The sequence below is a fragment of the Secundilactobacillus paracollinoides DSM 15502 = JCM 11969 genome (genome assembly GCF_001311135.1).
GTDB lineage: Bacteria > Bacillota > Bacilli > Lactobacillales > Lactobacillaceae > Secundilactobacillus > Secundilactobacillus paracollinoides.
Window position 1 is genome coordinate 1 of sequence record NZ_BBAG01000081.1, and the last position, 9,715, is coordinate 9,715.

10 protein-coding genes are annotated in these 9,715 nt (G+C 46.7%); 8 read left to right on the forward strand and 2 right to left on the reverse strand.

The window, feature by feature from the left end:
- The coding region (locus JCM11969_RS14995; RefSeq protein ID WP_054712438.1) for an LPXTG cell wall anchor domain-containing protein at positions 1-1,121 on the forward strand (1,121 nt) is incomplete at its 5' end.
- 74 nt (positions 1,122-1,195) lie between these two features.
- On the opposite strand, the gene JCM11969_RS15000 is transcribed toward JCM11969_RS14995, so the two are convergent.
- On the reverse strand, positions 1,196-2,419 hold the full coding sequence (locus JCM11969_RS15000; RefSeq protein WP_225353333.1) for an acyltransferase: 1,224 nt from the start codon (positions 2,417-2,419) through the stop codon (positions 1,196-1,198).
- Positions 2,420-2,897: 478 nt separating this feature from the next.
- On the opposite strand from JCM11969_RS15000, the gene JCM11969_RS15005 reads away from it, so the two are divergent.
- From JCM11969_RS15005 to JCM11969_RS15025, 5 genes are all read left to right on the forward strand, one after another.
- Entirely contained in the window at positions 2,898-3,971 is a 1,074-nt protein-coding gene (locus JCM11969_RS15005) for a hypothetical protein (RefSeq protein WP_054712441.1), read from the forward strand.
- Positions 3,972-4,530: 559 nt separating this feature from the next.
- Complete coding sequence (locus tag JCM11969_RS15010) at positions 4,531-5,745, forward strand: glycosyltransferase (protein ID WP_054712444.1); 1,215 nt, start codon at positions 4,531-4,533, stop codon at positions 5,743-5,745.
- Between the two features lie 3 nt (positions 5,746-5,748).
- The gene (locus JCM11969_RS15015; protein WP_054712447.1) at positions 5,749-6,054 is read left to right on the forward strand and encodes a hypothetical protein; all 306 of its coding nucleotides are present in this window, start codon (positions 5,749-5,751) and stop codon (positions 6,052-6,054) included.
- Positions 6,035-6,919, forward strand: coding sequence for a polysaccharide deacetylase family protein (locus JCM11969_RS15020; protein WP_054712450.1), 885 nt, complete (start codon positions 6,035-6,037; stop codon positions 6,917-6,919). Before JCM11969_RS15015 ends, JCM11969_RS15020 begins: the two co-directional genes overlap by 20 nt.
- A 94-nt stretch (positions 6,920-7,013) precedes the next feature.
- Positions 7,014-7,574, forward strand: a complete 561-nt coding sequence (locus tag JCM11969_RS15025; protein ID WP_054712453.1) for a TMEM175 family protein — start codon at positions 7,014-7,016, stop codon at positions 7,572-7,574.
- Between the two features lie 338 nt (positions 7,575-7,912).
- Here JCM11969_RS15025 and JCM11969_RS15030 read toward each other — a convergent pair whose 3' ends face one another.
- Positions 7,913-8,398, reverse strand: coding sequence for a MarR family winged helix-turn-helix transcriptional regulator (locus JCM11969_RS15030; RefSeq protein WP_054712461.1), 486 nt, complete (start codon positions 8,396-8,398; stop codon positions 7,913-7,915).
- A gap of 138 nt (positions 8,399-8,536) precedes the next feature.
- On the opposite strand from JCM11969_RS15030, the gene JCM11969_RS19380 reads away from it, so the two are divergent.
- Both JCM11969_RS19380 and JCM11969_RS19385 read left to right on the forward strand, forming a co-directional pair.
- The gene (locus JCM11969_RS19380; RefSeq protein WP_225353334.1) at positions 8,537-9,070 is read left to right on the forward strand and encodes an alpha/beta hydrolase; all 534 of its coding nucleotides are present in this window, start codon (positions 8,537-8,539) and stop codon (positions 9,068-9,070) included.
- Positions 9,067-9,714 (forward strand): alpha/beta hydrolase family protein, encoded by a 648-nt coding sequence (locus JCM11969_RS19385; protein ID WP_225353335.1) that lies wholly within the window; start codon positions 9,067-9,069, stop codon positions 9,712-9,714. Before JCM11969_RS19380 ends, JCM11969_RS19385 begins: the two co-directional genes overlap by 4 nt.
- Position 9,715: the final 1 nt, after the last annotated feature.

The window sequence follows — 9,715 nt, forward strand, 5'->3', positions numbered from 1 at the left end:
CCACAACTAAGGATGGTAACGGTAACGTTGTTAAAATCGACAAGACGTGGTCTGATGGTGATCAAACTCAAGTTGATGTTGATACCAGCACTAATGAGATCACGACAACGGAAACCCCAAGTGGTCAAGATCCATTGACGCCAGTAACGACACAGCCAAACGAGACCACTACGACTGGTAAGACGACCGTCACGAATAATGAACCAACTGGCGTGACGTTGAGTCATGACACGACTGGGACGAATTCAGATGGTAATCCAACGGCACCTTCAACAACGGGTGAAACGGTCACACCCACTGGCACAATCACCTACACGAAGACTGCGAATGCTGACCCAGTTAGCGTTGATCCAAGTGATTACTACGTCACCACAACGACGGATGATCCAAATGGTGGCACCACGACGCTGACCACGAATGGCAACGGCGAGGTTACGACGATTGATAAAACGTGGCCAAATGGTGATCAAACACACGTTGCGATTGACCAAAATGGAACTGCAACGGCAACCGAAACACCGAGTGGGCAGCCATCGTTGACGCCAATCACGGTTCAACCAGGTGAGACCAGCCAGACTGGTGAAACGGTTACCTCAGACGGTACGATTAGTTACACCAAGAGTGATGTGCCGACACCGCCATCAGTGAGTGCGTCAGACTACTACGACAACACAACTGGTAGTGGGAACTCTGGAACTAATGCAGGTACTGAAAACAACACAACGGGTACCACTGGAGAAACTGGGACTACTGGCACAGTGACTGGTACGGGTAGCAGTTCAGAAACTGGAACGGATGTTTCAACCACCAATTCTGGTGCACACAGTAACACTGTTAAAACAACCACAATTGGTCAGGGAGCAAACACGATTGCCACGAACAGCAATAGCACTGAAGCTGGTGTGAACAACATCAGTACGGCGCAAGCTGCAAGTCAATCAGTTGCGACAACTAACAAGTCATTAGATCAACCAACCCATACTGCTGATCAGACGGGTAAGCAAAATCTACCACAGACGTCTGAATCGACAAACCAGGCGGGCGTACTCGGTTTACTCGGCGCTATACTTGGCATCTTTGGCCTTGCGGGCACACGTCGTAAGAAACACGAAGACAACTAAACGCTGATACAAAGAATTGAACACAAAGACACCTCCACTATATATAAGTGGGGGTGCTTTTGTGTTGTCGTCGACTATTTGCGATTGGGTTTATCACTCAAGACCAACGTTGAAGCACGATGGCGTTTAAATGGGTTGACCTTTTGCGGCCGACCAACAAAGATACCCAATGGCCAGACCTTGTAGCACAGCCAAGCTAATGTAAATGAATAGCCAAGCACAAACAGATAACCTACTGGAATCAAGAACATCAGTGTTAAATCAGAAACGGCCAAATGGCTCAGACCGATCTTAAGCAAGGTCAGACCAATAATCTGATTGAGGTACATCCCGAAGCTGACTTTGGCGAATCGTTGGATCAACCGGTCTAGCCAGCCGGGCATCCCGTGTTCGCGCCAGGCAGCATACTGTTTCCCGACAAAGAAAATGACAGTGATCATGCAGGTATCATAGATGAACATGTAGGGTTGGTGTGGTGTGTCTGATAACCCTTCGCTGAGGCCGAGAATCTTCTCGTTCCAAATGCGGAAGTAGACGATCGTCCCAAGCGATAACATGGCCGTCACTGTGGCAATGGTGCGGATGTGTCGTTTCACAAAAGCGTAGACTTCCTCGTGATGCAGACTGGTATAGCCGCCCGCGATAAAGTAGAACTGATAGACGAACACATTGATACTGTAGGATTTGAACCAGTATAGCCAGTTCGATGTATCGACGTTTCGCATGTAGAATTTAATGAAGAACATCATGGCTAATTGGAGGACGAAACTCATGATAAGGAGCCGCGTATGGTGACCTTCGAACTTTCGGAACAACCAAACAATGGCCGGGAATAACAGGTACAACTGCATAATGATCAGCATAAAGTACATGTAGGACTGGTTACCATGGATGACATAGCTTAAATATTGCATGCTAAAGTCATGGAGGTTGAAACTGCCGCTGCCAACGAGGGTGGTAATACTCAGGAAAATGAAATTCCAGATCAGGTAGGGCCAAATACTGCCGTTATAGCGCTTTTTCATAAACGTGCCCCAGTCGTTGCGGTGATAATAGTTCAACATGAGCACGAGGCCACTCATGAAGAGAAAGCCCATCCGTGTGAAATGAAAAATGAGGCGGATGGATTCCACGGTGTAGTAGGGCAGTGCCGTTGTGGAAGCCATTGACCCTGTAAATTCATTAATAGTGTGATTCAATAGAACGCCACAGATAAAGAGGAGTCGCATGAGATCAATTTCGTAAAGATGTGGTTTATGTTGCGGCTTTGTAATGGGTGTCGCGCGTGCGATTTTCAAGTAGAGTCACCTTCCGTGTCAGTTTTGCCACGCAGTCGTTTTTGGGCTGGTGGAACAAGCAAGATACAGGCTACGGAAGAAAACTTAAACACGACTTAAACGACTATTGTGTTGGTTCGACGAATTGGTCGAGGCGTTGATTAACAGGCTGTTCGGTGGCTTTTTTAGGATTTTGTTAAGGCTGTTGAAGGGGTCGGCAGGTGGTCAAGAATGGTATAGGTTCGGGCTAAATCATTTTTTGTTTCGCTCAGTTGGGTAGGTGTTAGCAAGTGATAAGTAAGAACCGTAAGTAAAGGATAAGAAGCTAGTTATCTAACAATCAATCCAACGTATCCCTGTTTTTTGATTATTTTCCATAATTTTTGACCAATATTCCAGTTCATTCGTTATTTTCTGATAATGAAAAATGACACAAGTATGCGAAAATGGTAAAGGAATAGACACTGTATCAATTAAATTTTTATAGGGGGCACCAGTCATGCAACATCATCAACATCACTGGCAGATCAAATTTGTAGGCGCGGGGTTAGCATTAGTCGCACTAGCAGGATTAAGCGGCTGCGGTAAGTCAGCTCGCAGTACGTTTACGGATGGGTATTTTAAGGAAACGGGGACCCATACGAAGACTCAATTTTCCATGGACATCAAGAATCTGAGTCTAACGGATGCAACATCACAAAAAGCATTAAACTCGGTCTTTGGGACTGGCAAGATCAGTATGACAATGCTGTTGAATCAAAAAAAGAACCAGTTGTCATTAGATGGCAAGTATAAGAAGATGGCAGGCGGCGTCATTATCGCTAACGACAAAGCCTACATCAGCGGCGACCTTGTTGCTTCTGCATTGAAGGCTGAATCAGGCTCTGCAGAGAGCGGGATGAGCTTTGACACAGCTTCCCTGAATAAGTTGAAGGGGAAGTACCTTGTTGAAAAGGATACCGACAATGCCTTTAACTTTAAGGCAAGCGATTCCAAGTCTGATATTGCATTTTCAAAGGCGGTTCGTAAAGCATGGATGACAGACTTTAACAACTTTGATAACAAGACGTTCAAGAAAAATGGCAACGAGATCACTCACCGCCTCACGGCTAAGGACGTGACCACGTTATCTAATACCTACAACAAGGTGGCAAAGAGCAAGAAGTCTTATAAGGACAATAAGGTATCCAAGTCTGATATCAAGGACATGAAGGATGCACTCAAGAACTTTAAGATCACTTTAGGCTATAACACTAAGTCCAACAAAGAAACGGTCAAGGTTGTTGGAAGTGACAAGACGGATGGCCTCAAACACATTAACGTTGTAACCCGGGTTAAGAGTGTGAACACCAAGGAAAACGTTAAGGTGCCTTCCAAGGCAAACACGATCACTGAAGCGGACGTTGAAGCAGCAATCCAACCAAAAATGAGCAACAAAACGTTCCAGTCGATTTTAAAGGAGTATAAGCAGTTACCAAAGGCGAGCCAGAAGTCTTATCTCAATGAAATGAAAGATGATAAGAGCTACTTTACGGACAGTCAGTGGCAACAACTTCAAAAAATGGCGAAATAAATAAACCTAATTGGGACGTTAAGTCGTCTCTATAGGATGTCAGGAGACCTTGATAAAAGGTCTCCTTTTTTGACTAGCAAATTAGGGAACAGGTTCCTGGTTAGGTATTAATTTATGAAATAATTATCACGTTTCCATATCATTTATTACAATAGAAAACCATTGAAAATAGTCTCAGTCAATAATCCAGGAATCGATTGCGTTTTACTTAGCACCTGCGTGATTATTCGATAACCTGCATAGAATCCTATTAAATCAGTTGTCTCAGAAACTAAGACAGGCTGAAACACGTCATTATCTCAGCTTAAAACGTGCAGTTTAAAAGGTGTTCAACCCAATCAACTACAAATTTAGTAAAAATTTAGTGGGTTGACGACACGAATTCCCTCCATTACAATGGCAAAGTTCGTGATTAAATCGATTAATTTTCATAGATTTATTAACTATGAAAAGATAGCTTCATTTACAAAAACCCGTCATCAATTGGCCAGCCTAGGAAAAATTGATGACTTACAACTATACAACCCGTCACTTTTGAATTTTAGCAGGGGAGTCAACTATGTTTTTACTGAGTTTATTTGTCATTTTATACCCGTTAATTGTGTCGATCGTCTGGATCATTGGAGCACTGTTTTTTGGGGTTCAACAGCATGAATTACCGTTGAAGCACCCGGCAGCTGACCAGCCAACGCCGCTGGTCTCCGTTTTGATCCCCGGACACAACGAAGAAGATACCCTTCACGAAGTCGTTGAATCAGTTGCCAACCTGACCTACCGTCATTTTGAGCTGATTCTCATTGATGACGGCAGTCAAGATGACACCCTGAAGGTCATGTATCAACTGCGGGAACAGTATCAAGACCAGTTCGACGTGAAGGTCGTGCCAATTGTTGAAAACGGCGGTAAGGCAAACGCCTTAAACATCGGGTTGACCAACGCTGACGGGGATTATTTACTCTGTCTGGATTCGGATTCCTACATTGACCCTGACGCACTGTCACACATGATGCTGCAATTTTACAATGATCCGCAAGCAGGTGCCGTCGCGGGTCGGCCAGTTGTCCGTAATCGAACCACGTTACTTGGCCGGCTCCAGCTGCTTGAATACATTGGTATCATCGACATCATCAAGCGTGGTCAGGCGTTTATTACCGGCCACATCACCACTGTTTCAGGGGTTATCGTGGTGTACCGTAAACAAGCTATCGAAGCTGTTAACCACTGGACCGTTGAAGCGCTGACTGAAGACATCGATATGACTTGGAAACTCTATACAAAAAACTGGCATGTAATCTATTGTCCGCAAGCCGTCTCCTGGATTCTCGTTCCGGAACACATCCGGGCATTGATCCGGCAACGACGGCGCTGGGCCCGTGGTGGGCTGGAAGTCCTGGTTCGGAATCGCCGGTTGATTTTTACGGGTAAACTTGCCGAACAGTGGTTGCTGGTCGACATGATCATCAGTAATGTTTGGGCACTTTGTTGCACGTTCTCAGTATTGCTGTACTTTTTGACGATCTTTTTTGCCCAAGCGCTGATTCTAGACGGCGGCATCCTGTTCGTTCTGACGATTATCAGTATCGTTCAGTTCATCATCGGGTTTACGGCGTCACAGCGGCAAGGATACGTGGATTGGCAGGATCTGTTACTGCTGCCGATGTACTTTATTTTCTACTGGGTCGTTAACCTGATCAGCTGCATCACGGCGCTAGGGTCGTTTTTCCTTGACCCGCAACGCAAGGGTGTCTGGTCCAGTCCTGATCGAGGGGTGTAGCGCATGGATAAAGATAAATTAATCATTCGCAAGAAAACGTCACTGGGGTCACGGCTGCGACGCGCCATTTTGCTCATCCTCCTCTGGGTGATTGCCCTCTACCTCGTAATCGTGAACGTCTGTTTCATTTTCGGCATTTACTCGGACGCGCTGGTGGTCAACTACTCGTTGTTTAACCTGTCCTTTCGCATCTATCGTCTGTTAGGGACCCTGATTCTCGTGACTGGCGCACTCATTTCAATCTACGGCGTCGTGCACATTCGGCGGTTAAAGAGAAAGGCGGCAGTCAATGACAAAAACAATGCGTAAGTGGATCCTGGGCATTATTGTCGTCGCGTTTTTAGGGCTGCTGACGGTGACGGTCCAGAAAAATCTGAAGTTTGAACTGGGCAACCGTGAGAACTTTGCCTTAGCGAATTCAGATAAGCAATTACAAAACGGCATCATGGTCCTCTGCTATCACCGGGTGTTGGACGATAACGCCGCCGTAAAAACAATTGAGGACTTAACCCCCAATAACCAGCTGCACGCCTATAACGTCAACCTGTCGCAGTTTAAAAAACAGATGGCTTACTTGGCAAAGCACCACATCAAAGTGATCTCGACCGCACAAATGGTGACCATGCTCCAGAAGCATCGGACTGTTCACGGCAAGTACGTGGTGCTGACCTTTGATGACATTGACCGGACGCTGGTGGAAAACGCGGCGCCCGTGATGAAACATTACAACTATCCGTTTACAGCATCGATTATTACTGGGAACACTGGCCGTTACTTTGGTGGCGAACAGTTGGCGACCTGGAAACAGATCCTGCAACTCAAGCGGACTTCCGGGAATCGGATGGAACTGGGTGTTCACACCAACAATATGCACTACCTTGAACACGGCACGCCTGCGTTCAACCTGCGTCCCAACTTCACGGCCTTTAAGCAGGATTTTGCGACAAGCCAAAAGGTGATGTTAGAAAAGACTGGCCACACGTCTGATATCTTTACTTATCCGTATGGAAGCGGGACGTCCCAGGTCGAAAACTTTTTGATGACCCAACCGACACTCAAGGTGATCTATACCTTGAATAACGGAATCGTGACATCACGCGATAATTTAAGTTTGACGCCGCGGATGATCGTGAATAACAGCAGTTGGAAGAGTATCAGTCAATGGCTGCGATAATTTAAAATGGTCCCTCCTAGTCAAAGTGCTACACTTGATAGAGTAAACTAGGAGGGGCTTTTTATGGATAAAAATCGGGTCTTGGCGCTGTCGGATGGGGGTGATTGCCATCATCATGACGATTATGGTGCTCGAACTTAAAACACCAGTGTCTGGTGGGTGGCAGGGACTGCTGGATAATAAATTCATTCTCATTAGCTACGTGGTGAGTTTCACGGGAACGTACTATTTTTGGACGGTTCACCATGAGCTATTTAAGTATTTTAAGGTCGTCCCGATCAATAGCGTGTGGCTTAATGCAGTGTACTTGTTGATGTTGTCGCTGTTACCGTTCACAACGTCGTGGGTCGGCGAACATTTAATGGCGGCACCCGCTGAGTTCAGTTACGCGGTCAATTTTTTGTTGATCACGCTAGCGACATTGTGGTTGGAAGTCGGTATCCGTCAAGAATTTGAAAGAAAAGGGCAACCACTGCCGATTGCGGTTAAACGCACGTCAAAATCGTTAAAGTGGACGGTGTGTGTGAATGTGGTCTGTTGCGCGCTGACGTTTTTGTGGGCGCCGATTGGGCTGATTTCGGTGATGGTGATGCTAGTGGTTTGGATTGCGAATTCGGTGGTGAGATCGAGGCAGAGCGTGGAAGAAGGCGGTTAAGGGGCGGAGCAGAAGGGACTCTGGTCAGAAAAGTCCGGGTCTGACTTTTGTGACCAGAGTCCCTTCTGCAGTAGCCCATTGCCTTCTGGAACGCGTTTCAGCTACGAGGCCTAGAAAGTCAGCAGCATCTGACTATAAAGTTCATAAAACCAGCCCCACCCAGTCGCCTAAGAAGGCTATCGGGTGGGGCTGGTTTGTTGTGGTTGTTAGGAATGTTGATGCGGTTTGTGGTGTACTTGGGCTTCTTTGGTGGAGTTAAGCGTGGGTTTATGCTATATAGCCGAAACGCGTTCAGCAAGGCAGAGTTGCTTACACAGGAGCCCTCTAACCGCCTTACTTCACGCTCTGCTCACAAATCGTCTCCTCAACCCCGCCAACTGCTGTTTACTTTCCGGATCACTATACTGTGCAGCTAACTTCGTAATCAAGGTGTCCATCAATTGCCCGAATTGTTCCTGTTGGGATTCAGTCAGCAACTGCCAGGCTGAGATGTCTGCTTGGTCGACTGTTTGGAGACTTTTCCGACCCGCGTCAGTTAGCGATATCAGCGTGACACGCTTGTCTTTTTCGGAGCGTTTTTTTTTGACCAAGCCCTTTTTAACCAATTTGGAAACGAATTCAGTCGTGGACGGTGCGGAAATTTTCAAGCGTTGCGCGAGGTCTTTTTGCGACTGACCATCCCGTTCACCTAGGGCCGTTAAGATGTTGCCCTGACCCTGGTATAGTAGTGGCGCACTTGTTTTTTGCTGCATTTCGAGTTCAAAGAGCAGCGTCAGATCAAAGAATTTTTCTGTCAGTTCGTGTTGGGTAAGTCGGTCAGTCATGGGATGCCTTCTTTCTATGAATATCATCAGTATACCATAAATTATTAGGGCCCCTAACTTAATGGTTGACTTTTTAGTTAGACCCTTATTATGTAATCCATTAAGTACCCTAATTAAATTAAAAAGAAGGTTTTTACGATGAAATTTATGTTTGATGACCCGACTTTTTCCTACGAAGCTTTACGGACGCTCTCCTACGCACCATACGGCGGGGCAGACGTTGGCGAAGTTTTAACCACAGCCGCTGCCATTGAAGAAAACAATTTTGAGAGTTGGTACACCCATTGGTTGGCCCTTGCAGACCGGGTGTTCGCACGCGGGAAGTCGTTTGAACAAACGGGGCACATGTTGAGTGCCAGTCAAAATTATCTGAAAGCGTCAAACTATTATCGTTCGGCGGAATTCTTTTTACATGGTAATCCTGATGATCCGCGACTACTCGCTACCTGGTCAATGAGTCGCGATGCGTTTCAAAAGGGAATCCGGCTTTCCAACCAGTGCGCTGAAATTGTGGCCATTCCTTATGAGGACACAACGATGCCGGGCTACCTCTATACGATTGACGACCAACCGCGGCCGACACTTCTGGTTCACGGCGGTTACGATTCTACTGGCGATGAACTTTACTTCCAAGTTGTGATCGACGCTCTGGCGCACGGTATAACGCCATGACGTTTGAAGGGCCGGGGCAGGGTGCCATGATTCGTGAACAGCACCTGCCATTTCGACCCGACTGGGAGAACGTTGTGGGGCCAGCACTTGATTTTCTAGAACAACGCGCAGAGGTGCAGTCGGATAAGATTGCGTTAATGGGCATCAGCTTTGGCGGCTTCCTTGCACCACGGGCGGCAGCGTTTGACCATCGGCTAGCAGCAGTTATTGCCGACGACGGCGTGTTTACGTTTAGTTTTGCGGATGCGTTCGCCGCTCGCGGGCATGAAGGTGCAACATTTAAAGACATTGAGCCAACGCTAAAGATGTTGATGGCGAAGAGCTCAAACGTGCGGTGGGTGATCGATAACGGGTTATTTACGTTTGGCGTGAAAACGATTGAGGACCTCTTTAATAAAACGACCGCCTATTCAATGGCGGGGATTGCTGATAAGATCCAGTGTCCAATTTTTATCGGTGATGCAGCGGGCGACGGTTTCTTTAAAGGCCAGCCGCAACACCTGTACAACGCAATTCAATCACCGAAAACGCTAGTGACGTTTGGTCCAGAGGATGGGGCTGAGGAACACTGCCAAATGGGAGCTTTAAATTATTTTAACCAGCGCGTGTTTAACTGGTTAGATGACACCTTACAAACCAACTAAC

Bases quoted from the DNA above. Each gene is read 5' to 3' on its own strand.
- JCM11969_RS15025 (WP_054712453.1), top strand. From the start codon at position 7,014: ATGGGGGTGATTGCCATCATCATGACGATTATGGTGCTCGAACTTAAA.
- JCM11969_RS19380 (WP_225353334.1), top strand. From the start codon at position 8,537: ATGAAATTTATGTTTGATGACCCGACTTTTTCCTACGAAGCTTTACGG.
- JCM11969_RS15020 (WP_054712450.1), top strand. From the start codon at position 6,035: ATGACAAAAACAATGCGTAAGTGGATCCTGGGCATTATTGTCGTCGCG.
- JCM11969_RS15010 (WP_054712444.1), top strand. From the start codon at position 4,531: ATGTTTTTACTGAGTTTATTTGTCATTTTATACCCGTTAATTGTGTCG.
- JCM11969_RS19385 (WP_225353335.1), top strand. From the start codon at position 9,067: ATGACGTTTGAAGGGCCGGGGCAGGGTGCCATGATTCGTGAACAGCAC.
- JCM11969_RS15005 (WP_054712441.1), top strand. From the start codon at position 2,898: ATGCAACATCATCAACATCACTGGCAGATCAAATTTGTAGGCGCGGGG.
- JCM11969_RS15015 (WP_054712447.1), top strand. From the start codon at position 5,749: ATGGATAAAGATAAATTAATCATTCGCAAGAAAACGTCACTGGGGTCA.
- JCM11969_RS15030 (WP_054712461.1), bottom strand. From the start codon at position 8,398: ATGACTGACCGACTTACCCAACACGAACTGACAGAAAAATTCTTTGAT.